Here is a 21,779-nt window from a genome sequence, read left to right on the forward strand (position 1 = left end):
AGCTCAAGCGTGATCGCGACTAGCGTTCCTCCTCCGCTGCCAGGCCCGCCGCCGCCTCGTGCATGGCCAGTTCGAGAAGGGCCGGGTCGGTGAGGGTGCCGCTGCCGTCCGGCGGGACCAGCCAGCGGACGCCGCCGGTGGCGCGGCCCGGGTAGGGGACGACGATCCAGGTGCCGGCCCCGGCCGTACGGATGCCGGTGCCGAGCCAGCGGGCGGCCGTGCCGGGCGGCACGAAGAAGCCCATGCGGGAGTCGCCGAAGTCGACCAGGACCGGGCCGAGTTGATCGAGGATGCGGGTGAGGACATCGAGGGTCGGATAGCCGAGCTCGCCCGGCAGGATGAGTACGTCCCAGGCCTTGCCGGCCGGGAGCAGGGCGACCCCGAGGGGGTTGCGCTCCCACTCCCAGCGACAGGCTTCGGGATTCGGCGCAACGGATGCCAGCCACTCGACCGCCGTCTTCGCCCCTGTCATGACGGTGACCTCCCTTTCTGTCGTGGACGCTGGTCGCGTCACGGGAGAGAGGGAGGTCAGTCGGCAGCATTACGCGGGTTTTGGCGACCAGTTTGAAGTGAGCTGAGTCACATTCGGCTGAGGCGTCTTCAGCTGTCGAAGCCGAGGCCCAGTCGGTCCATCGCCCTCAGCCACAGGTTCCGCCGCCCACCGTGCGCGTCGGCGCGGGCCAGCGACCACTTGGTGAGCGCGATGCCGGTCCAGGCGAAGGGCTCGGGCGGGAAGGGCAGCGGCTTCCGGCGGACCATCTCCAGCCGCGTCCGCTCCGTGCTCTCCCCCGCCAGCAGGTCCAGCATCACGTCCGCGCCGAACCGGGTCGCGCCGACGCCGAGTCCCGTGAAACCCGCCGCGTACGCCACCTTGCCCTGATGGGCCGTGCCGAAGAAGGCCGAGAAACGCGAGCAGGTGTCGATGGCGCCGCCCCACGCGTGTGTGAAGCGGATGCCCTCCAGCTGCGGGAAGCAGGTGAAGAAGTGCCCGGCGAGCTTGGCGTATGTCTCCGGGCGGTCGTCGTACTCGGCGCGCACCCGGCCGCCGTACTGGTAGACGGCGTCGTAGCCGCCCCACAGGATGCGGTTGTCGGCGGAGAGGCGGAAGTAGTGGAACTGGTTCGCCGAGTCGCCGAGGCCCTGGCGGTTCTTCCAGCCGATCGCGGCCAGTTGCTCCGCGCTGAGCGGCTCGGTCATCAGGGCGTAGTCGTAGACCGGGACGGTGTAGGAGCGGACGCGCTTGACCAGGTTCGGGAAGATGTTGGTGCCGAGGGCGACCTTGCGGGCGCGGACCGAGCCGTACGGGGTGCTTACGGCCATGCCGGCGCCGTACGGCTTCAGGGTGAGGGCGGGCGTGTGCTCGTAGACGCGGACGCCGAGTTCCAGGCACGCCCGCTTCAGGCCCCACGCCAGCTTGGCCGGGTGGAGCATGGCGACGCCCCGGCGGTCGTGGAGACCGGCCTGGAAGGTCGGCGAGTCGACCTGTGCCCGCACCGCGTCGGCGTCCAGGAACTCGATGCCCTCGGCGAGGCCCTTCTCCCGCAGCTCCTCGTACCAGTCGCGCAGTTCCCGTGCCTGGTAGGTCTCGGTGGCGACGTCGATCTCGCCGGTGCGCTCGAAGTCGCAGTCCAGGGAGTAGCGGGCGACCGCCTTCTCGATCTCGTCGAGATTGCGTGCGCCCAGCTTCTCCAGTTCATGGATCTCGTCCGGCCAGCGGGCGAGCCCGTTGGGCAGACCGTGGGTGAGGGAGGCGGCGCAGAAGCCGCCGTTGCGGCCCGAGGCGGCCCAGCCCACCTCGCGGCCTTCGAGCAGGACCACGTCCCGCTGCGGATCGCGCTCCTTGGCGATGAGCGCGGTCCACAGTCCGCTGTAGCCGCCGCCGACGACGAGCAGGTCGCAGGTCTCGGCGGTGGTGAGAGCGGGCTCGGGGTGGGGCTTGCCGGGGTCTTCCAGCCAGTACGGGACCGGCTGGGCTTCGGAGAGGGATCGCGTCCAGTTGTTGCCACGGCTCATGGCGCTTGGGGCCATGATTTCAACTCCCTACAGGGGATTTCCCCTTGGCTTATGCCTTTTGCTTGGTGCGGCGATTACTGATGACCATGGAGGCCAGGACGAACAGTACGGCGATGACGAACATGGCCGTACCGATGACATTGATCTGAACGGGCGTTCCGCGCTGGGCCGAGCCCCATACGAACATCGGGAAGGTGACGGTGGAGCCCGCGTTGAAATTGGTGATGATGAAATCGTCGAAGGAGAGCGCGAAGGCGAGCATCGCGCCCGCCGCGATTCCGGGGGCGGCGATCGGCAGGGTGACCCGGACGAACGTCTGGAACGGTCCGGCGTACAGGTCCTGCGCGGCCTGCTCCAGCCTCGGGTCCATCGACATCACCCGTGCCTTGACCGCCGTCACGACGAAGCTCAGGCAGAACATGATGTGGGCGATCAGGATCGTCCAGAAGCCGAGCTGGGCTCCCATGTTGAGGAACAGGGTGAGCAGCGAGGCCGCCATGACGACCTCGGGCATCGCCATCGGCAGGAAGATCAGCGAGTTCACGGCGCCGCGTGCGCGGAAGCGGTAGCGGACCAGCGCGAAGGCGATCATCGTGCCGAGGATCGTGGCGCCGAGGGTCGCCCAGAACGCGATCTGGAGGCTGACCGACAGCGAGCCGCACAGGTCGGAGACTCCGCACGGGTCCTGCCAGGCGGCCGTGGAGAACTCCTGCCATTGGTAGTTGAAACGCCCCTTCGGTTTGTTGAAGGAGAAGATCGTCACAATGACGTTGGGCAGCAGTAGATAAGCGAGCGTCAGCAGTCCCGCGATGACGACGAGATTGCGCTTGAGCCAGTTGACGACGGTCATTTAAACCAGATCCTCCGTGCCGGACCTGCGGATGTAGAGCGTCACCATGACGAGGATGGCGGCCATGAGAATGAAGGACAGCGCCGCGGCCGTCGGATAGTCCAGGATCCGCAGGAACTGCGTCTGGATGACGTTTCCGACCATGCGGGTGTCGGTGGAGCCCAGCAGGTCCGCGTTGACATAGTCACCGGCCGCCGGGATGAAGGTCAGCAGCGTGCCGGAGACTACGCCCGGCATCGACAGCGGGAAGGTGACCTTCCGGAAGGTGGTGACCGGCTTGGCGTACAGGTCGTTCGCCGCCTCGTGCAGCCGCGGGTCGATGCGCTCCAGCGAGGTGTAGAGCGGCAGGACCATGAACGGCAGGAAGTTGTACGTCAGACCGCAGACCACCGCGAGCGGCGTGGCCAGCACGCGGTCGCCCTGGGTCATGCCGAGCCAGCTGGTGACGTCCAGGACGTGCAGCGTGTTGAGGGCGCCGACGACCGGGCCGCCGTCCGCGAGGATCGTCTTCCAGGCGAGGGTGCGGATCAGGAAGCTGGTGAAGAACGGCGCGATCACCAGGATCATGATCAGGTTCTTCCAGCGGCCCGCGCGGAAGGCGATCAGATACGCGAGCGGGTAGCCGAGGATCAGACACAGGACGGTCGCCGAGCCGGCGTAGAGCACCGAGCGCAGGAACTGCGGGTAGTACTCGGACAGGGCGTCCCAGTAGGTCGCGAAGTGCCAGGTGACCTGGTAGCCCTCCTCCAGGGAGCCCGTCTGCACGGACGTGGAGGCCTGGTAGATCATCGGCAGCGCGAAGAAGACGACCAGCCAGAGGATGCCGGGGAGCAGGAGCCAGTACGGCACCAGGCGGCCGCGCTTGCGGGGCGGCTTCTTCTCGGGAGCCGTCGGGGCCAGAGGCGGTGGCGCCTCGGTGAGGGTCGCCATCAGACCGCCGCCTCTTCCTGGATGCCCGCGTCGATGTCCTGGGCCGCGTCCAGGCCGAAGGTGTGCGCCGGGTTCCAGTGCAGGACGACCTCGGCGCCGGGCACGAGCCGGGGGTCGCGGTCGATGTTCTGGGCGTAGACCTCGAACTCGGGGCAGACGGGGCTGTCCACGACGTACTGGGTGGAGACGCCGATGAACGAGGAGTCCGCGATCCTGCCGGTGATGCGATTGCGGCCCTCGGGTATCTCGCCGGCCTCGTCCGCGTGCGTGAGGGAGATCTTCTCGGGGCGTACGCCGGCCAGCACCTTGCCGCCGACCGAAGCCGGCGCGCCGCACCGCGCCTCGGGGAGGACCAGCTTGCCGCCGCCCGCCTTCAGCACGATGTCGTCGCCGCTCTTGGAGTCGACCTCGGCCTCGATGAAGTTGGAGGTGCCGAGGAAGTTGGCGACGAACGTCGTGCGCGGGTTCTCGTACAGGTCGGTCGGGGAGCCGAGCTGCTCGACGCGGCCCGCGTTCATCACGGCGACCGTGTCGGCCATCGTCATGGCCTCCTCCTGGTCGTGCGTGACATGGACGAAGGTGATGCCGACCTCGGTCTGGATGCGCTTGAGCTCCAGCTGCATCTGGCGGCGCAGCTTCAGGTCGAGGGCGCCGAGGGGCTCGTCGAGGAGGAGCACCTTGGGGTGATTGATCAGCGCTCTGGCGACGGCGACGCGCTGCTGCTGGCCGCCGGAGAGCTGGTGCGGCTTCTTGCGGGCCTGCTCGCCGAGCTGGACGAGGTCGAGCATCTCCTCGACCTGCTTCTTCACGCTCTTGATGCCGCGCCGGCGCAGGCCGAAGGCGACGTTCTCGAAGATGTCGAGGTGCGGGAAGAGGGCGTACGACTGGAAGACCGTGTTCACCGGCCGCTTGTACGGCGGGAGCGCGGTCACGTCCTGCTCGCCGAGGTGGACGGTGCCGCCGGAAGGTTCCTCCAGACCCGCGATCATGCGCAGCGTGGTGGTCTTGCCGCAGCCGGAAGCGCCGAGCAGGGCGAAGAAGGATCCCTGGGGCACGGTCAGGTCGAGCGGGTGCACGGCGGTGAAGCCGTTGTCGTACGTCTTGCTGACGCCCGAGAGGCGGACGTCGCCGCCATGGTCTGTGTTGTTCTTCTTCACGGTGATCACGCCCCAGTCAGCTTCGCGAACTTCTCTTCAAAGGCCGTCTCTTCCTTCGAACTCAGCGAGCGGAAGGCGTGGGACTTCGCGGCCATGGCCTTGTCGGGGATGATCAGCGGGTTGTTCGCCGCATCCTTGTCGATCTTCTCCAGCTCCGCCTTCACGCCGTCGACGGGGGTCACGTAGTTGATGTACGCGGCGAGTTCGGCGGCCGGCTTCGGCTCGTAGTAGTAGTCGATGAGCCGCTCGGCGTTCGCCTTGTGACGTGCCTTGTTGGGGATCAGGAAGTTGTCCGTCGACGTGATGTACCCACTGTCCGGGATCAGGAAGTCGATGTCCGGACTGTCGGCCTTCAGCTGTACGACGTCACCGGCCCAGGCGATACAGGCCGCGAAGTCGCCACTGGTCAGGTCGGAGGTGTAGTCGTTGCCGGTGAAGCGGCGGATCTGGCCCTTGTCGACGGCTTTCTGGAGGCGGGCGACGGCCGCGTCGTAGTCGTCCGCGGTGAAGTTCGCCGGGTCCTTGCCCAGGTCGAGCAGCGTCATGCCGATGCTGTCGCGCATCTCCGACAGGAATCCGACACGCCCCTTGAGCTTGGGGTTGTCGAGCAGGTCGGAGACCGACTTCACCTCGACACCGTCGAGTGCCTTCTTGTTGTAGGCGATGACGGTCGAGATGCCCTGGAAGACGTACGAATGGGCGCGGCCCGGGTCCCAGTCGGGGTCGCGGAACTGCGCCGACAGGTTGGCGAAGGCATGCGGGAGGTTCGACGGGTCCAGTTTCTGGACCCAGCCGAGGCGGATCAGGCGAGCCGCAAGCCAGTCGGTGAGGACGATGATGTCGCGGCCGGTGTCCTGGCCTGCCGCCAGCTGCGGCTTGATCTTTCCGAAGAACTCGACGTTGTCGTTGATGTCCTCGGTGTACTTGACCTTGATGCCGGTCCGCTCGGTGAACCGGTCGAGCGTGGGGTGGTGCTTCTCGCTGTCGTCCACGTCCATGTACTCGGTCCAGTTGGAGAAGCTGACCTGCTTCTCCTCGGCCGAGTGGTCCTCGGCGGACGCGCCGCCCTCGGTCTTGCCGGCCGCGGGAATCCCGCAGGCACTGAGCGTCCCCAGTCCGCCCAGTGCCAGCGCCCCGCCGGTGGAGGCGCGCAGCAGGGAACGGCGGGTCATGGCGGCCCGGCCGTTGCGCAGGCTGCGCCGCATGGCGGCCACCTGGGCCGGGGAAAGAGGGTCGGGCTCGTACTGCTCCATGCGCTTGGTGCCCTTTCGGGAGATCGGGAGGGAGAGGAGGCCGGTCGCTGGTCGGGCGGTCGGCCGCCCCTTTCTGATCCGGTTTCTGGTCCGGCTAGCGGTCCCCGAAGACGGTGCGGTGCCAGTCCTTCCTGGCGACCGCGGTGTTGTCGAACATGACGTGCTTGATCTGGGTGTACTCCTCGAAGGAGTACGTTGACATGTCCTTGCCGAAGCCGGATGCCTTGTAGCCGCCGTGCGGCATCTCGCTGATGATCGGGATGTGGTCGTTGACCCACACACAGCCCGCCTTGATCTCGCGGGTGGCCCGGTTCGCCCGGTAGACGTCACGGCTCCAGGCGGAGGCGGCGAGCCCGTACGGGGTGTCGTTGGCCAGCCGGATCCCCTCGTCGTCACTGTCGAACGGCAGTACGACCAGGACCGGACCGAAGATCTCCGACTGGACGATCTCGCTGTCCTGGGCGGCGTCCGCGACCAGGGTGGGGCGATAGTAGGCGCCGTTCTTCAGCTCTCCCTGCGGCACCTCGCCGCCGGCCACCACGCGCGCGTAGGCACGCGCACGCTCGACGAACCCGGCGACCCGGTCGCGCTGGACATGGGAGATCAGCGGGCCCAGGTCGGTCCCCGGGGCGAAGGGGTCGCCCAGCCGGACGCCGTCCATGAGGGCGGCGGTCCGCTCCACGAACGCCTCATAGAGCGATCGCTGCACATACGCGCGCGTGGCGGCCGTGCAGTCCTGCCCGGTGTTGATGAGCGCGCCCGCTACGGCGCCGTTGGCGGCGGCTTCGAGATCGGCGTCGTCGAAGACGACGAAGGGAGCCTTGCCACCGAGTTCCAGATGGATCCGCTTGACGGTGGCGGTGGCGATCTCGGCGACCCGCCTGCCGACGGCCGTGGAGCCGGTGAAGGAGGTCATGGCCACGTCGGGATGGCCGACGAGATGCTCCCCGGCCTCCTTCCCGGTCCCGGTGACGATGTTGATGACACCGTCCGGGATCCCGGCGTCGGTGGCGGCCTGGGCGAAGAGGAGTGAGGTGAGGGGGGTGAGTTCGGCGGGCTTGAGCACGATGGTGTTGCCCGCGGCGACCGCCGGGAGGATCTTCCAGGCGGCCATCTGGAGGGGGTAGTTCCAGGGGGCGATGGAGCCGACGACGCCGATGGGTTCACGGCGGACGTAGGAGGTGTGGTCGCCGGAGTACTCACCGGCGGACTGGCCCTGGAGATGACGGGCGGCACCGGCGAAGAAGGCGATGTTGTCCACGGTGCCCGGGACGTCGAACTCGCGGGTCAGCTTCAGCGGCTTGCCGCACTGCAGGGACTCGGCACGGGCGAAGTCCTCGGCACGGTCGGCGAGGACGGCGGCGAAACGGTGCAGCGCGTCGGAGCGCTCGCCCGGGGTGGCGGCGGACCACGCGGGGAACGCCTCGCGTGCGGCGGCGACGGCCGCGTCCACGTCGTCCGGGCCGGCCAGGTCGTAGGTGTACACCTCCTCACCGGTGGCGGGGTCGACCACGGCGTGGGTCCGTCCCGAGGTCCCCTTCACGAGGCGGCCCGCGATGTACTGCGCGCCGTCCGCGAAGCGGTCCTGGGCCGGGAATCGTTGCGAGGTGGCGCTTTCCGGGGTGGAGGTGCCCGGGTTCTGCATGTCGCTCTCCTCCGTGTCCCGCGATGGGGCCGGCGTGGCTCAGGCTCGATTTGAGTGCCGATCCTGACAGAGCAGGAGGACTCCAACAAGTGATTCCGTTGTTGCCTTTTGGTTACGCGACGGAATCTGTCGACCAGGTGTCGAGTTGGCCGGATAAACGCGGGACGGATTGTCGGTGGTGCGTGCCATGCTCGGGGGCATGGCGAAGATCGATTCTTTGGATGTCCTGGTCAAGGAGATCCGTGCGGGGGCGAGGGTCAAGTATCTGCACTTCTGGGGGCACCGCCCGCTGCCCGACGGGCGGGTCGGCGCGAGTTGTCTCAGCCAGTGGTGGCCGTCGCCGTTCACGGTGGACGGGGTGGAGTACGCGACCGCCGAGCACTGGATGATGGCCGGGAAGGCTCGGCTGTTCGGGGACGCGGAGGCGGAGCGGGGGGTGCTGGAGGCCGGGCATCCGGCGGAGGCGAAGAAGGCGGGGCGGCTGGTGCGGGGGCTCGACGAGGGGGTGTGGCAGCGGGAGCGGTTCCGGATCGTGGTCGAGGGGTCGGTCCACAAGTTCGCCGCGCACGCGGATCTGCGGGGGTTTCTGGTGGGGACCGGGGACCGGGTGCTCGTGGAGGCGAGTCCGGTGGACCGGGTGTGGGGGATCGGGCTGGCCGCGGGGGATGACGGGGCCGGGGATCCGGAGCGGTGGCGGGGGCCGAATTTGTTGGGGTTCGCGCTGATGGAGGCGCGGGAGCGGTTGCGGGGGTAGGGGTTCTCGCCCCCGCCGCCCCTACCCGTCCCATCCCGGGGCAGCGCCCCGGACCCCCGCTGGGGGCTGCGCCCCCAGACCCCGCTTCGGCCCTGAACGGGCCTCGTCCTCAAACGCCGGACGGGCTGAGGAACTCAAGGCCGACCTCTTGGGAAACGGGGCGGGAGGCTCCCGGCGTGGCCTAGGCCGTCGCGATCACGAGGGCCAGCATCCCCAGCCCGAGGACCAGCCCCGCCGCACCGCAGATCATCCCCGCGAGGGCCTGCCCCGCGTTCGTCGCCTCGCCGCGCCGCGCCCTGCCGCGCCCGATCGTGCCGAAGATCAACGCCAGCACGCCCAGGATGATGGCCACCGGCCACAGACAGAAGATCGCGGCGGAGATGATCCCGAGCACCAGCCCCGCCGTTCCCAGCCCATTGCTGGGCATGGCATGTGCACCGGGCCAGCCGTAATAGCCCTGCCCCAGGCCCGGGCCCGGGCCCGGAGGGTAGCCGTGGCCGCCGGGATAGCCGTGGCCTACGGGATAGCCGTAGGGAACCTGCCCCGGCCCGTCGGGCGCGATGGGCGGCGGGGGCACGGGCTCACCGGGCGCGGCGTAGGGACCGGGCACGGCCGGGGGCGCGAAGGGATGGGCGGGTGAGCCATGCGCTGCGGGAGGCGGCGGGGCGAAGGGGTTGGTCGTCGAGCCGTGCGGTGCGGCAGGCGTGGGAGCGGGCGGGGCGAAGGGGTCGGCCGTTGAGCCGTGCGGCGGCGTGGCCGTGGCCGGGCCGCCCGAGGGGTTCATCCAGGGCGACACCGGCGGCGCGTCCATGGGACCCCCCGTCGGAGCCCCCGTCGGAGCCCCCGACGGAGACGCAGCCGGAGACCCTGTCGGAGACATCGACGTGACCGTCCGCTGGTCGTGCACGGACGGGGCGGGCCAGGCCGGCTGCTGCTGCTGCTGCGGATCCTGCTGCGAGACAACCGTGTGTCCGGAACCCTCGGGAGCGGAAGGCGCGGGCGCCCCGGCGGTCACCGTCGCGTCGTTCTGATCACCCTCGCCGCCTTTGCCGTTCTTGTCACTCTTGTCGTTCTTGTCGAACGACACCCCCGGCTCCTTCTCCAGCGAAGCCCCCGCTCCCCCTGCGTCCCCCGCCACTTCCGGCCCCTCCGGCAGCCGCGCGTCGTCGGACATGCGCAGGCCCCCCTCTGTCGTACGTGCCGTCATGCTAAGGCCCCGGCTCCGACGGCGCGGGCCCGGCCTACGATGATCCCCGAGTCACCGATCAGCCGATCACCCGCGCCCCGCCACCACCCACACCGGCGGGGACGCCGTTCCTGGGGAGGAACCTTGACCGACCGTCTCGTCGACGCCCGCGTCCCGCGCGATCTGCACGCCTTCATCGCCGGACTGCCCAAGGCCGAACTGCACGTCCACCACGTCGGCTCCGCCTCCCCCCGCATCGTCGCGGAACTGGCCGCCCGCCACCCCGACTCCAAGGTCCCCACGGACCCGGAGGCGCTGGCGGACTACTTCACGTTCACGGACTTCGCGCACTTCATCGACGTGTACCTGTCGGTCGTGGACCTGATCCGCACCCCGGAGGACGTACGGCTGCTGACCTACGAGGTGGCCCGTGACCTGGCCCGGCAGCAGGTGCGCTACGCCGAGCTGACCATCACCCCGTTCTCCTCCACCCGCCGCGGCATCGACGAGCAGGCCTTCATGGCGGCGATCGAGGACGCCCGCAAGGCGGCCGAGGCCGAGTTCGGGACCGTGCTGCGCTGGTGCTTCGACATCCCCGGCGAGGCCGGTCTGGAGTCCGCCGAGGAGACCGCGCGGCTCGCCACCGACGACCGGCTGCGCCCGGAGGGCCTGGTCTCCTTCGGACTCGGCGGACCCGAGATCGGCGTACCGAGGCCGCAGTTCAAGCCGTACTTCGACCGGGCCATCGCCGCCGGACTGCACTCGGTGCCGCACGCCGGTGAGACGACCGGCCCGGAGACGGTGTGGGACGCCCTCACCCACCTGCGCGCCGAGCGCATCGGACACGGCACCAGCTCGGCGCAGGACCCGAAGCTGCTCGCCCACCTCGCCGAGCACCGGATCGCGCTGGAGGTGTGCCCGACCTCCAACATCGCCACGCGCGCGGTGCGCACGCTGGACGAGCACCCGGTAAAGGAGTTCGCGAAGGCCGGGATCATCGTCACGATCAACTCCGACGACCCGCCCATGTTCGGCACCGACCTCAACAACGAGTACGCGGTCGCCGCCCGCCTCCTCGACCTCGACGAACGCGGCCTGGCCGACCTCGCGAAGAACGCCGTGACCGCGTCCTTCCTCGACGAGCCCGGCAAGGCCCGGATCGCGGAGGAGATCGACACGTACACCGCCGGGTGGCTCGCTCCCTGAGCAACCCGCGCAACCCGCGCGCCCGGAGCACCCCGCCCCGCCACCGCACCCCCAGAATGTCCTCATGCAGAACGTGACCGCCGTCGCCCACCGCGGCGACCCCTACCGTGTCCGCGAGAACACGCTCGACTCACTGCGCTCCGCGCTCGAACTCGGCGCGGACGCGGTGGAGATCGACGTACGGCTCACCCGGGACGGCGTCCCGGTGCTGCTGCACGACGACACGCTGAAGCGGCTGTGGGAGCAGGACCGGCCGCTGCTCGCGCTGTCGGCGGCCGAGGTGCGGGGGCTCACGGCGGGCGGGGTGCCGACGCTCCAGGAGGCGCTGGCGGTGTGCGACGGAAGCCGGGTGATGCTCGATCTGCCGGGCACACCCGATGTGCGGGCGGCGCGCCGGATCGTGGACGTCGTGCGGGAGTGCGGGGCCCAGGACCGCGTGTACTACTGCGCGGACGCCACCGCCATGCTCGCCGTGCGGGAGGCCGACCCGGCCGCCGAGATCGCCCTGACCTGGACGACGCTGGCGCCACCGCGCCCCGCGCTGCTGGCCGCGGTGCGCCCGCACTGGCTCAACTACCGCTTCGGTCTGGTCGATCACGCCCTCGCCGAGCGCGTCCACCGCGACGGCTATCTGCTCTCCGTGTGGACCCCGGACACCCGCCGCTCCATGCGCCGTCTCCTGGACGCCGGTGTCGACTCGATCACGACGAACCGCCTGGACGTCCTCCTGGGGCTGCGCACGGCGACGGGCTGAGCGCGGCCACGGGCTGAGTGCGGCTCAGGAGCGCCGCACCCCGGACTCCTGGGGCACGGTCGCCGCGTCCGCGGGGGTCGCGCGCGTGAGGTACTGCGGGACGGGTGTGTCGTCCTTGCCGGTGTCGCGGACCAGGCCGTAGCGGATCGCGCCGTCGGGCGGCCCGAGGTTGATGTCCTTGTTCACGGCGTCCCAGTCCGACGGGAAGACGCTGAGGCCGTAGTCGGCGCCTCGTTCGTTCACGGTGAGGGTGACGCCGCCGTCGAGATAGAACCACTCGTTCTGCCACATCTGCTGGGCGCCGGACGGCAGGACGGTGAAGCCGGTGGCCGAACTGCCCATGCCGGTGGCGGAGGCGTCGCTGTCGCTGACGCGGTCGTCCATCCGGCGGCCGCCGCCGGAGGCGACATGGAAGAGCTCGCCCTTCAGTCCGGTCCAGGCGGGCATGACCAGGCCGCCCGCCCGGTACTGCGGCGAGATCTGCCAGCGGACGAGGACGTAGCCCCGGCCGGTGAGGGTGACGCTGTCGCCGCGGTGGTTCATCACGGCGTGCGCCCCGCCGGTGCTGGTGACGCCGGACTCGGGGCGGCGCGGCAGGGCGGCGGGCTTGGTGTTCGGGTCCGGTGCCCGGTCGACGGCGTCGACGACCGTGCCGTACAGCTCGGTCTTCTTCGTCGCGGACGGCGACGGTGACGGTGACGGCGGGGGCGTCGCCGACGGTGACACCGGTGGGGTGGGCGACGGAGGCCTGGCCGTGCTGGATGTCGTGGGGGCGGCGGCGCGTGGTGGGGCGTCCGGGGTCTGGGTGACGACGTAGGCGCCGCCCGCCACCAACGTCGCGCCGGCCGTGACCACCACGGCGGGCTGGGTGAGCGCGGCCATCACCTTGGCGGACCAGCCGACGGAGGTCGCCGTGGCCGTCGCCGCGACCGCCGTCTTGCCGCCGAGGGCCAGGGAGAGGGTGAAGCCGACGGGGATCGGGACGAGCGCGATGCCGACGAGGAGGCGTTCCGCCGGTACGACGGCCTCGCGGGTGTCGCCGCAGTAGCCGCAGCCCCTGATGTGCCGGGCCAGCCGCTTGCGCCAGACCGAGTCGGGGCGGCCGTTCCAGCGGGCGGTCAGCTCGCGCAGGCCGGGACAGGCGCCGTCGAGGGCCCGGACGATGCCACGTGCGGTCTCCAGCCGTTCCTTCACCCGCTGGACGCGGACCGCGGCGTGCTGTCTGCTGATCCCGGCCGCGGCGGCCAGTTCGCGCCGGGTCAGCTCGCCCGCGACCTCCAGCCACCACAGCGACAGCAGCTGCCGGTCCTCGTCGTCCAGCCAGCGCACCGCCTCCGCGACCTCGCGCCGCTGCCCCTCCAACTGGAGCCGCAGCACGGTGAGTTCGGCGAAGTCGGCGGCCTCCTGGGCGGCCGACTCGTCCAGCTGGACGGGCTGTTTGCGCCGCGCCCGGTCGCGTATCTGCCGCATGGCGATGGCGACGAGCCAGGAGCGGAAGCTGTCCGGGTCCCGCAGTGAGCCGAGGTTGCCGACGGCGCGCAGCATCGTCTCCTGGACGACGTCGTCGACATCGGCATGACCGTTCAGGGCGCGTCCGACCACGTTGTAGACCAGCGGCAGCCAGCCCTCGACCAGCTCGTCCAGCGCCTGCCGGTCACCGGCCTGCGCCGCCGCGATGGTGGGGCGCCACTGCCGGCCGGCTGCCTCGTCCACGTGCGTCCTCTCCCGGGTCACTTGCTGCCCGTACGCACCTTCTCAGCCTGACCTGCACGGTTGGCTATGTCGGAGATCACATTCCGCTTCCGGTACGGGCGAGGCATGGGGGGTGCTCCGGGGTGTGGGGGACGGAGGGACGCGAGTGGAGACGCGGTGAAGGGGGCGGCGATAACACTTTTTCGGCGAGCGAGTGCCCGTAGGGGCGATCCCTGACAACTCCCTTGTTCCGTACGGCACTTGCTCCGGGCCGTTTCAGGGTGCGGGCCCCTCCTCAGCGACGATCCCGCCGGGGCCGGGGCGCCGGACGATGATCACGCACCTTCGCCGCACATCCCGTCGACCTCAGGAGCAGCCCATGCCCGTACGCCCGCTTCCCGCCCTTCTCACCTCCGCGCTCGCCCTGACCCTGACCGCGCTGCCGCTGGCCGGGACGGCGTCCGCGCGGCCCGCCTCCTCCTGCTCCGCGGCGGCGATCGAGGCCGCCTCGCCCGACGGCCCCGACGTCGAGGCCCTGTGCGCCGCGCTCGCCGGGCTGCCCGACCAGGACGCGACGGCCGCGCTGATCCGCGTCGGCGGCAAGGGGAGCTGGCACGGGGTGGCCGGGGTGCGGGACATGAGAAGCGGGGCGCCGGCGCTGGAGAGCGCCCGCTTCCGGGCCGGTTCCACGACGAAGATCGTGACCGCGGCGATGGTGCTGCAACTCGCCGCCGAGGGACGGATCTCGCTGGACGGCACGGTGCAGCAGTACCTGCCGGGCCTGCTCACCAAGGACTTCGCGCCCATCACCGTACGGCAGCTGCTGAACTTCACCAGCGGGCTTCGGCCGGGGGCGTCCCTCGGCGACACCACCGAGGAGATGTACCCGCACCGCTTCGAGACGCTGACGCCCGAGGAGGTCGTCGCCGCGTCGGTCGCCAAGGGCCCGGATCCCGAGTACGGCCCCGGTGAGCGGCAGGACTACGGCAACATCCATTACACGGTGCTCGGCATGCTGATCGAGAAGGTCACCGGCGACTCGTACGCCCACCAGGCGGCCGTACGGATCTTCCGGCCGCTCGGCATGCGGCACACGTCGTTCCCCGACGGCCCCGACCCCCGTGTCCACGGTCCGCACAACCGCGGGTACGAGTGGATCGACGGCAGGCTGGTCGACGTGACCGACTGGAACATGTCCGACCGGTGGGCGGCGGGGGACATGATCTCGACGACCGCGGATCTCGAACGGCTGCTGGTGGGCGTGTTCCGGGGGCGTGTCGTGCCCGAGCCGCAGCTGAAGGAGATGTTCGCGGTGCCGGACGTGCCGGGTGCCACGATGGGCGCGCCGTTCTCGCCGTTCCAGCTGAACGGCCGGACGGTCTGGGCCAAGACGGGCTCCCGGCCCGGCTACCACACGGTCGTCGCGGCCACCCGCGATCTGTCCCGCACCGTGGTCTACTCGGTCAACTCCACCGATGCCCGGGGCGACGGCGAGGCCATCGCCCGGCGCTTCGCCTTCCCCGCCTTCAACCGCTGACGGCGACGGCCACCGGGGGCGCCGACGGCGCCGTCAGCGCCTCCAGCCGCTTGATCCGCTTCCGTACGGCATACAGCGGGATGACGCCGAAGACGCCGAACGACATGTCGATCACCGTCCACCAGAAGGGGATGCCGCGGATCGGGCCGCAGATCAGGGCGAGCGGGATGATGCCGGCGCAGGCGATCATCCCGAACTCGACGACCCAGATGTTGCGGACCGGATCGCGGTAGGGGCCGTAGAAGGCGACCGCGATGACGAGGTGGGCGAAGGCCAGCCAGTCCGTGCCGTAGAGGAGGAAGGGGTGCTCGGCGTCGGCGGTGTCGAGCCCGTGCCGGACGCGCTCGATCCAGTCCATGAGACCGGGCAGGTGCTCCGGCACGGACAGGGCGCGCAACAGGTCCTCGGTCCAGCGCAGTTCATGGACGAGGGGGAAGGCCGTGGCGCCGCTGAGCACCAGGCAGACGACGAAGAAGGCCAGCCAGACACGGATGCCCTTCAGCAGGGCGGCTCTGTCGCTCATGGCGGTAGCGTACGCCTGGACTTGAACGCGTTCAAAAGAGAGTTCCCGCAGGGGGCCCGCTTCCCGGCCGCCGCCGTGCGGTTCACGTCCCTCCGGACCTACGATGTCCGCCGACGAGGGAGGACGCATGGGCCTGGACTTGAGCGGGCGGGCCTACCGGGCCCAGCGGTGGGCGGCGCGCACGGCGCTCGCCGCGGCGGGGCTCGCGGTGCTCGTGCCGCTCGCCTACGGCGGTGTCGGCGGCGTCCTGCTGCTGGTGGCCGGAGCGGCGGGCCTGGGGCTCAGCGCGGTCGCGGTGTGGTGGACGCTGACCCTGCGCGGTCCGGTGCGCTGGGCGGCGGCCGTCCTGGCCGTGGCCCTGCCGGCGGCCCTCATCGCCCTGTTCGCGGCCACCCTGTTCTGGGCGCTGCTGATGTCCGTGGCGCTGTGGACGCTGGCCGTGTGGAGCGGCCGGTACGCACTGCGGGGCGCGGGCAGCACCCGGGTGCGGGTGATGCGGGAGCGCAGGGCGGTGCCGCCGCAGCGGGCGGTCCTGATCATGAACCCTCGCTCGGGCGGCGGGAAGGTGGACCGCTTCGCGCTCAAGGAGAAGGCCGAGCGGCTCGGCGCCGAGGTGATCCTGCTCGACCCCGATCACCACCAGGACGTCACCGCCCTGGCCCGCAAGGCCGTGGCGGACGGCGCGGACCTGCTGGGCGTCGCGGGCGGGGACGGCACCCAGGCGCGGGTCGCGGCCGTGGCCGCCGCGTACGACATCCCGTTCCTGGTGATCAGCGCCGGGACCCGCAACCACTTCGCCATGGATCTCGGCCTCGACCGCGAGGACCCCGCCGCCTGCCTCGACGCCCTCACCGACGGTGTGGAGCTGCGCGTCGACCTGGGGTTCGCGAATGGCCGGCCCTTCGTCAACAACGCCTCCTTCGGGGCGTACGCGGCCATCGTGCAGAGCCCCGGCTACCGCGACGACAAGCTCGGCACCAGCCTGGAGCTGCTGCCCGACCTGCTCACCCGCCAGCAGGGCGCGCGACTGACGGCCCGTGCGTCGGGCACGACGCTCGACGCCCCTCACGCCGTGCTGGTCAGCAACAACCCCTACCGCACGGACGACCCCTTCGGGCTGGGCCGGCGTGACCGCCTCGACGCGGCCGTCCTCGGCGTCCTGGGCATCAGGGTGGACAGCGCCGCCGAGGCCGCCGCACTGCTTCTGGACCCCGCGCCCAGCGGCCTGACCATCCTCACCGCGACCGAAGTGGTCATCGAGGCCGACCGCGCGGAGATCGAGGCCGGCATCGACGGCGAGGCCCTCGTGCTGCCCGCCCCGGTGCACTGCCGCATCACCCCCGGCGCCCTGCGCGTCCGCGTCCCCCGCAAACGCCCCGGCGTCCCGCAGCGCGCCCCACGCCTGGACTGGCGCCGCCTGCGCAAACTGGCGGCGACGGTGGGGCGTACGGCGGTGCATCGCCGGGGGCCGTTCATCTGACGCGGCGACTGGGCCTGCTGTGGGCGCCGTTCGTCCAACGCCGCGGCTCGGCCTGCCGTGGGCTCCATTCGTCCAATGCCACCGCCCGGCCTGCCGTGAGCGCCGTTCGTCCAACGCCGCTACTCGGCCTGTCCTGTCCGCCGTTCAGTTCTTCGGTGTCTCGGCGAGGGACAGCAGGCCCCCGAGGGCGGCGAACAGGGCGCAGTACAGGACGGTTTGGGTGGCTGCGACGCCCGCGTCCTCGATGATGTGGCCGCCGACGAACGGCCAGGCCAGCGCGCCGCCGAACACGAGCAGATGGTTGCCCCGCTCGCGCACCGCGCGCATCCCCGCCCACAGCAGCAGCGGCATCGGCGCCACGCCGGCGATCTGCGCCAGCAGCGCCGGAAGGAATCCGGAGCCGAAGTTGGAGTCGGGCCCGGCCTGAGCGCGATCGGCCCACTCCCGTGCCGCCGTCCAGATCCAGTAGCAGAGGGCTGCGGCCGCCGCCGACACCAGCACGCCCTTCAGCCGGCGCGGGACCCTGGTCCTCGTCATGCCCTCACCGTTTCACGAGGTGGTGAACGGGGCCTGAGCACGCGTACTCAGACCCCGTTCGATCCTTGCCGGCCGGTGATCAGCCGAGCGTGTGCTCCAGTGCGTCGGCGTACAGGCCGGCTCCGGAGACCTTCGGGTGGAAGGACTTCATGGACGGCGCCACATTGCCCGGCAGCCAGTCCCAGTCGCGGTTGTCCGCCTTCGAGTGACCGGACAGGACGATGCCGTGGACCGACTCGGGGTCACCACAGATCGCCTTCCCGGCGAACTCGTCGCGAGGGTCGGAGAAGACCGCGTTGGCGCTGTACTGACTGTTGGCGTCGTTGACGGCGCCCTGCATCTCGCCGGCCATGATGTTCGCCATCTCGTTCAGCCAGGGCGCCTCCTCGGTGCCGACGCCCGGGATGCACTGGCCGTTGCCCTCAAGCAGCACCGGATAGCCCATCAGGACGATCCTCGCCTTCGGCGCCCGCTTGTGGATCTCGTTGAGCGTGGTGGCCAGACGCGGCCGGACCTGGTCATGGAGCCACTTCGGTGCCCACTGGTCCATCGGCCCGGTCTCCCCGTCGACCGTCCCACCGGTGTCGGGGTCCTTGTTCTCGATGGAGTCGTCGTTGCACACGGTGAAGGCCGTGATGCAGTGGATGAAGATGTCGGTGAACCGGGCGTCGTTGCCGCCGATCGACAGCATGACCATCGTGGTGTTCTGGTCCAGATAGCCCTTGTCGAGCTGCCCGAGTTCGCCGTACTGACCACTGCGCAGGATGTTGTAGTGGCGGGCACCGGAGCACGCGATGAACTGGAAGTCCATGCTGGAGTCCCGGTCGTCCGCCATCGCCCCGATGGACTTCGACGCCCCCGGCAGCACGGCCTGGCGCGACCAGGCCTTCGTGGAGCGGTGGCACTTGTTCTCGGTGTCCGGCTGCTGCTCGTCGTAGTAGTCGGACTCGGGGTAGTAGTCGTCGCCGCCGTTCTCCGAGGCGCCCTCACCCGAGGAGTAGGAGTCGCCCATCGCGACGATCTGGTGGGTGGGCTTGTTCGCCAGCGGCTGGAAGCCGACCGCGTCCCAGGCGACGTCCTCGGTGCCCTTGCCGTCCTGGGTCACGTTCGACAAGGAGATGGTGGGCGTGCCGGTGAAGTTGAACACGCCGATCGGCACCCACTTGTTGGCCCCCACCCGCTGCGGCAGGGCCCGGCTCGCGCCGGTGGAGTCGGAGCCGCCCACCCGGTACACCGCCTGGCGGGTGTGCGCGCCGTGGTCGGGCAGCTGAACCCACACCCGCATCCAGCCGCGGTCGGACTTGTTCAGCGTCCAGGTGCCGGTGGTCTGCAGCCGGCTCGCGTCCGCGGTGCCCTGCTTGTTGGTGTGCGAGAACCAGAAGTGGTTGCCGTATCCCGCGCCGATCTGATGCAGGTCGATACGGGCCGACGCGCTGCCGAAGTCGAAGCCGAACGAGCCGGCGGACGACACCGAACTGCATGAGCGGCCACTGGATCCTGCGGGCGTGATGCCGTTGGCCAGGTCCTCCACGATGTAGGTGCCCGAGGGCACGTCGGCCGAGCACTGCGGCGGATAGGAGTTGGCGTCCGCCTGTTCCGGATAGGTCGTGTCGAACCGGTGGATGGGATTGCCGCACATGGCGCTGGACGTGCAGTTCTTCCAGCCGGCGGGCTGGTGGTACCAGCACTTCAGGTAGAGCGGGTCGGATTCGTTCGGGTCGCCCGGCAGCAGACAGGGGCCGCCGCCGGTGTTGTTGTTCGCGCCCTCGCTGATCTTCGAGGCGTCGCAGTCGTTGCTGCTGTCGCAGAACAGGCCGATCGGCGGCTTGGCGCTGGTGCGGTAGGCGTTTGAGTTCCACCAGGCGGCCCGGTAGCCGGGCTGGAAGTCACCGGGCTTGAACATCGCCGAGATCGGCCGTGCCGCCCAGCCGATCACCTTCTCCTCGTAGGGCCAGTCCTGCGGGTGCGCGGCATGGCTGTAGTCGTCCCCGCCGGCCGAGTTCTCCAGGAAGGGGGTGCGGTTCTCCTTCCACAGCGGGTTGGCCGGGTTGTTCGTCCAGCCGACGCCCCACTTGCCGGAGGTGTTCCCGGCGTTGGCCTTCGGGTAGTAGCCGCTGTTGTAGGCCCACAGTGCGTAGAACCAGTTCTCGATGTACTTGGGCGCACCGTCGTTGACGAGCATGCCGTCGGCGCGGGTCTGGTTCCACTTCTCGATCAGGATGTTCACGCCGGCGGCGATGTTCGCCGCGTAGTCGAGGGCGATCGCCTCCTGCTGGACGACGGTCTTCGTGGGCTGTCCATGGCCGGGCAGCCGCATGCCGTCGGTGACCTGGGTGACGCCGTAACCGCAGTCCGACTTGGACCAGTTGATCGCCCAGGGATCGGTCTGCTGGCCGTCGGAGGCGTACGCGATGCCGTAGAAGTTGCCGATCAGCGGGTTGGCGGTGACACCGGGCACGGCGAACCGGGTCGCCTGCCACATGTTCGACTCCTGGGCGGTGATACCGAGCATCACCTGGGCCGGAACGTGCCAGTCGGCTCCGCTGCCGCCGCTCATGGAGGTCAGCGGGAACAGGCTCTGCGGCGCGTAGGCCGCCATGCCGGTGTTCTTCCAGTTCGCCGGCCGGCTCGCGGAGGCGTTGAGGTTGCCGACGATCGCCTGGTCCACGGCCCACTCGATCTGCCGCGGGGTCGGCTGGAAGGCCTGCTTCTTGGGGTCGTTGCGGGGGACGGAGCAGGTGCGGTCATCGTCGACGGGCGACGCCAGCGTCGACGCCCTGCCGGAGGAGCCTGCCTTGCCGGAGGAGGAGGCGGCGGCCTTGCCGGTGAGCGCCGGGCTCTGCGCGGTCGCGGCCCGCTGCGCTCCGGCGCTGCCGATCCGGTTGCCCGGAGCGGCGTCCAGCACCGTCGTCTTCCCGGTGTCCAGGGCCTTCATGGTGATGCGGGCGCCGCGCGCCGAGAAGGCGTCCTTCTGCGAGATCCGCGAGTCCTTGCCGTCGGCCCAGGCCGTGGTCAGCGCGGCCGCGCCCCGGCTGGAGATACGGGCGTCCTTGGCGAGGCCGCCAGGGTTGTGCACGGCACGCGGTAACGCACCCTTGTTCTTCGCCTCACCGGTGACGTAGACCGCGCCCTGCGGGGTCCGGTCGAGGTCGAAGCGGGTGAGGGAGCCCTGGGCGAGTTGTGCGGCACGTGCCTTGCCGTCGGCCGTCTCGACGGCCTGCTCGGTGACGCGTGAGACGGCGGCCTGGTCGGCGGCCGGGGACTGCTTGCCCGCCTGTTTGCCCGCCTCCTGGCTAGCCTGCTTGCCCGCCTGCTTCGCTACGGGCAGTCGGTCGATGAAGGTGACACCGCCGTCGGCGTCCGGCTTGAGCTGGAACGGCACGGCGTGCGTGGGGGCGACGGTCTTCACGCTCGCCCCGTCGATCCGCACGATCGCCTTGCCGCGGGCCGCCACGATGTGGTCGCCCGCCGGGACGGCCGAGGTGACCTGACCGGCCACCGTCGCCTTCTCGGCCCTGCCCGTGCGGGCGTCGGTGGTGACCAGGCGGGTCTCCACCTTCTCGGAGGTGTTCTCGTCGGTGAGTTGGGTGAACACCGCCTGCTCACCGGTGCCGCAGCCCGGCGAGAAGTAGCCGAGCGTCGCCGTGTACGGCAGTTTGCGCACCTCGCCGTTGGTGAGGTTCACCAGGGCCGTGAAGGCGCCGCGGCTCATCAGCTCCGGCTTGTTGGTGAACGTGCGCGGCGCGTACGCCACGGCGGCGTACTTGCCGGACTCCGTCACACAGGCGTTGCCGATCCAGGTGTCGGCCTCGAACCCGGGCTCGGACAGCGAGGCGGCCGTCTTCCACTGGTAGCCGTTCTTCTCGTCGGCCACCATCACATGGAAGCCCGTGCCGTCGCCGGAGGTGGTGAACGCCCGGTCCGTGGAGGTCCGGTAGTCCTTGCCGAGGATCGCGGCGCGCTTCTTCTCGGGGATGGCGTCGGGTCGGGGGGTCGGGTTCGTGTTCTTCTCGGAGGAGGCCCGGGGAGTCGGCTCCCCGTTCGCCGTACGGGGCAGGGGATTGGCGTAGGCCTGCGTCGTCCCGACGCCGAAGGCCACCGCCAGCGCGACGGCCATGGTCACCGGAACTCGCGCATACGACATGCTGCGTCTGCGTCTCAACTTCCTGTCTCTTTCAGGAGATCATGCCCAAAAGCATGGACATGTGACCGCATGGGCCCACCTGGCACGGCGGGCGTGCGACAGCATGACAGCGCGGCCT

17 protein-coding genes are annotated in these 21,779 nt (G+C 70.3%); 5 read left to right on the forward strand and 12 right to left on the reverse strand.

The window, feature by feature from the left end:
• Positions 1-19: 19 nt before the first annotated feature.
• From ACFWYS_RS02360 to ACFWYS_RS02390, 7 genes are all read right to left on the reverse strand, one after another.
• Entirely contained in the window at positions 20-472 is a 453-nt protein-coding gene (locus ACFWYS_RS02360; RefSeq protein ID WP_384762303.1) for a hypothetical protein, read from the reverse strand.
• Between the two features lie 128 nt (positions 473-600).
• The gene (locus ACFWYS_RS02365; protein ID WP_384762305.1) at positions 601-2,028 is read right to left on the reverse strand and encodes an NAD(P)/FAD-dependent oxidoreductase; all 1,428 of its coding nucleotides are present in this window, start codon (positions 2,026-2,028) and stop codon (positions 601-603) included.
• Between the two features lie 34 nt (positions 2,029-2,062).
• Positions 2,063-2,863 carry an ABC transporter permease gene (locus tag ACFWYS_RS02370; protein WP_384762307.1) on the reverse strand — a complete coding sequence of 267 codons (801 nt, stop codon included), beginning with the start codon at positions 2,861-2,863 and terminating at the stop codon, positions 2,063-2,065.
• A complete protein-coding gene (locus ACFWYS_RS02375; RefSeq protein ID WP_384762308.1) occupies positions 2,864-3,793 on the reverse strand; it encodes an ABC transporter permease in 930 nt (309 codons plus the stop codon). It lies immediately after the preceding gene.
• Positions 3,793-4,959 (reverse strand): ABC transporter ATP-binding protein, encoded by a 1,167-nt coding sequence (locus ACFWYS_RS02380; RefSeq protein ID WP_384762310.1) that lies wholly within the window; start codon positions 4,957-4,959, stop codon positions 3,793-3,795. The genes ACFWYS_RS02375 and ACFWYS_RS02380 overlap by 1 nt, the downstream gene beginning before the upstream one ends.
• Positions 4,956-6,203, reverse strand: a complete 1,248-nt coding sequence (locus ACFWYS_RS02385) for a spermidine/putrescine ABC transporter substrate-binding protein (RefSeq protein ID WP_384762312.1) — start codon at positions 6,201-6,203, stop codon at positions 4,956-4,958. The genes ACFWYS_RS02380 and ACFWYS_RS02385 overlap by 4 nt, the downstream gene beginning before the upstream one ends.
• A gap of 94 nt (positions 6,204-6,297) precedes the next feature.
• Positions 6,298-7,848: a gamma-aminobutyraldehyde dehydrogenase gene (locus ACFWYS_RS02390; protein WP_384762314.1), complete on the reverse strand. Its 1,551-nt coding sequence runs from the start codon at positions 7,846-7,848 to the stop codon at positions 6,298-6,300.
• Between the two features lie 199 nt (positions 7,849-8,047).
• Between ACFWYS_RS02390 and ACFWYS_RS02395 the strand changes: the two genes are divergently transcribed.
• The gene (locus ACFWYS_RS02395; RefSeq protein ID WP_384762316.1) at positions 8,048-8,602 is read left to right on the forward strand and encodes an NADAR family protein; all 555 of its coding nucleotides are present in this window, start codon (positions 8,048-8,050) and stop codon (positions 8,600-8,602) included.
• Positions 8,603-8,783: 181 nt separating this feature from the next.
• On the opposite strand, the gene ACFWYS_RS02400 is transcribed toward ACFWYS_RS02395, so the two are convergent.
• The gene (locus ACFWYS_RS02400; RefSeq protein ID WP_384762318.1) at positions 8,784-9,776 is read right to left on the reverse strand and encodes a hypothetical protein; all 993 of its coding nucleotides are present in this window, start codon (positions 9,774-9,776) and stop codon (positions 8,784-8,786) included.
• A 156-nt stretch (positions 9,777-9,932) separates the two neighbouring features.
• Between ACFWYS_RS02400 and ACFWYS_RS02405 the strand changes: the two genes are divergently transcribed.
• Both ACFWYS_RS02405 and ACFWYS_RS02410 read left to right on the forward strand, forming a co-directional pair.
• Complete coding sequence (locus ACFWYS_RS02405) at positions 9,933-10,994, forward strand: adenosine deaminase (RefSeq protein WP_384762320.1); 1,062 nt, start codon at positions 9,933-9,935, stop codon at positions 10,992-10,994.
• A gap of 64 nt (positions 10,995-11,058) precedes the next feature.
• Positions 11,059-11,748: a glycerophosphodiester phosphodiesterase gene (locus ACFWYS_RS02410; RefSeq protein ID WP_384762322.1), complete on the forward strand. Its 690-nt coding sequence runs from the start codon at positions 11,059-11,061 to the stop codon at positions 11,746-11,748.
• Positions 11,749-11,772: 24 nt separating this feature from the next.
• On the opposite strand, the gene ACFWYS_RS02415 is transcribed toward ACFWYS_RS02410, so the two are convergent.
• Positions 11,773-13,461 (reverse strand): sigma-70 family RNA polymerase sigma factor, encoded by a 1,689-nt coding sequence (locus ACFWYS_RS02415; protein WP_384762324.1) that lies wholly within the window; start codon positions 13,459-13,461, stop codon positions 11,773-11,775.
• Between the two features lie 358 nt (positions 13,462-13,819).
• Here ACFWYS_RS02415 and ACFWYS_RS02420 point away from each other — a divergent pair, with 358 nt between their 5' ends.
• Positions 13,820-14,977 carry a serine hydrolase domain-containing protein gene (locus ACFWYS_RS02420; protein ID WP_384762326.1) on the forward strand — a complete coding sequence of 386 codons (1,158 nt, stop codon included), beginning with the start codon at positions 13,820-13,822 and terminating at the stop codon, positions 14,975-14,977.
• On the opposite strand, the gene ACFWYS_RS02425 is transcribed toward ACFWYS_RS02420, so the two are convergent.
• Positions 14,967-15,500, reverse strand: coding sequence for a hypothetical protein (locus ACFWYS_RS02425; RefSeq protein WP_384762327.1), 534 nt, complete (start codon positions 15,498-15,500; stop codon positions 14,967-14,969). The genes ACFWYS_RS02420 and ACFWYS_RS02425 overlap by 11 nt on opposite strands.
• Positions 15,501-15,627: 127 nt before the next feature.
• Here ACFWYS_RS02425 and ACFWYS_RS02430 point away from each other — a divergent pair, with 127 nt between their 5' ends.
• Positions 15,628-16,980 carry a diacylglycerol/lipid kinase family protein gene (locus ACFWYS_RS02430; protein WP_384762329.1) on the forward strand — a complete coding sequence of 451 codons (1,353 nt, stop codon included), beginning with the start codon at positions 15,628-15,630 and terminating at the stop codon, positions 16,978-16,980.
• Between the two features lie 144 nt (positions 16,981-17,124).
• On the opposite strand, the gene ACFWYS_RS02435 is transcribed toward ACFWYS_RS02430, so the two are convergent.
• Positions 17,125-17,517 carry a hypothetical protein gene (locus ACFWYS_RS02435; protein ID WP_384762331.1) on the reverse strand — a complete coding sequence of 131 codons (393 nt, stop codon included), beginning with the start codon at positions 17,515-17,517 and terminating at the stop codon, positions 17,125-17,127.
• A gap of 79 nt (positions 17,518-17,596) precedes the next feature.
• Positions 17,597-21,661: an SGNH/GDSL hydrolase family protein gene (locus tag ACFWYS_RS02440; protein WP_384762333.1), complete on the reverse strand. Its 4,065-nt coding sequence runs from the start codon at positions 21,659-21,661 to the stop codon at positions 17,597-17,599.
• Positions 21,662-21,779 lie beyond the last annotated feature (118 nt).

It is taken from the genome of Streptomyces sp. NPDC059010, assembly GCF_042740355.1.
Lineage (GTDB): Bacteria > Actinomycetota > Actinomycetes > Streptomycetales > Streptomycetaceae > Streptomyces.

Coding starts and splice junctions, on each gene's coding strand:
- ACFWYS_RS02410 (WP_384762322.1), top strand. CDS start 11,059: ATGCAGAACGTGACCGCCGTCGCCCACCGCGGCGACCCCTACCGTGTC.
- ACFWYS_RS02420 (WP_384762326.1), top strand. CDS start 13,820: ATGCCCGTACGCCCGCTTCCCGCCCTTCTCACCTCCGCGCTCGCCCTG.
- ACFWYS_RS02435 (WP_384762331.1), bottom strand. CDS start 17,517: ATGACGAGGACCAGGGTCCCGCGCCGGCTGAAGGGCGTGCTGGTGTCG.
- ACFWYS_RS02360 (WP_384762303.1), bottom strand. CDS start 472: ATGACAGGGGCGAAGACGGCGGTCGAGTGGCTGGCATCCGTTGCGCCG.
- ACFWYS_RS02385 (WP_384762312.1), bottom strand. CDS start 6,203: ATGGAGCAGTACGAGCCCGACCCTCTTTCCCCGGCCCAGGTGGCCGCC.
- ACFWYS_RS02390 (WP_384762314.1), bottom strand. CDS start 7,848: ATGCAGAACCCGGGCACCTCCACCCCGGAAAGCGCCACCTCGCAACGA.
- ACFWYS_RS02400 (WP_384762318.1), bottom strand. CDS start 9,776: ATGTCCGACGACGCGCGGCTGCCGGAGGGGCCGGAAGTGGCGGGGGAC.
- ACFWYS_RS02395 (WP_384762316.1), top strand. CDS start 8,048: ATGGCGAAGATCGATTCTTTGGATGTCCTGGTCAAGGAGATCCGTGCG.
- ACFWYS_RS02375 (WP_384762308.1), bottom strand. CDS start 3,793: ATGGCGACCCTCACCGAGGCGCCACCGCCTCTGGCCCCGACGGCTCCC.
- ACFWYS_RS02370 (WP_384762307.1), bottom strand. CDS start 2,863: ATGACCGTCGTCAACTGGCTCAAGCGCAATCTCGTCGTCATCGCGGGA.
- ACFWYS_RS02430 (WP_384762329.1), top strand. CDS start 15,628: ATGGGCCTGGACTTGAGCGGGCGGGCCTACCGGGCCCAGCGGTGGGCG.
- ACFWYS_RS02440 (WP_384762333.1), bottom strand. CDS start 21,661: ATGTCGTATGCGCGAGTTCCGGTGACCATGGCCGTCGCGCTGGCGGTG.
- ACFWYS_RS02365 (WP_384762305.1), bottom strand. CDS start 2,028: ATGGCCCCAAGCGCCATGAGCCGTGGCAACAACTGGACGCGATCCCTC.
- ACFWYS_RS02425 (WP_384762327.1), bottom strand. CDS start 15,500: ATGAGCGACAGAGCCGCCCTGCTGAAGGGCATCCGTGTCTGGCTGGCC.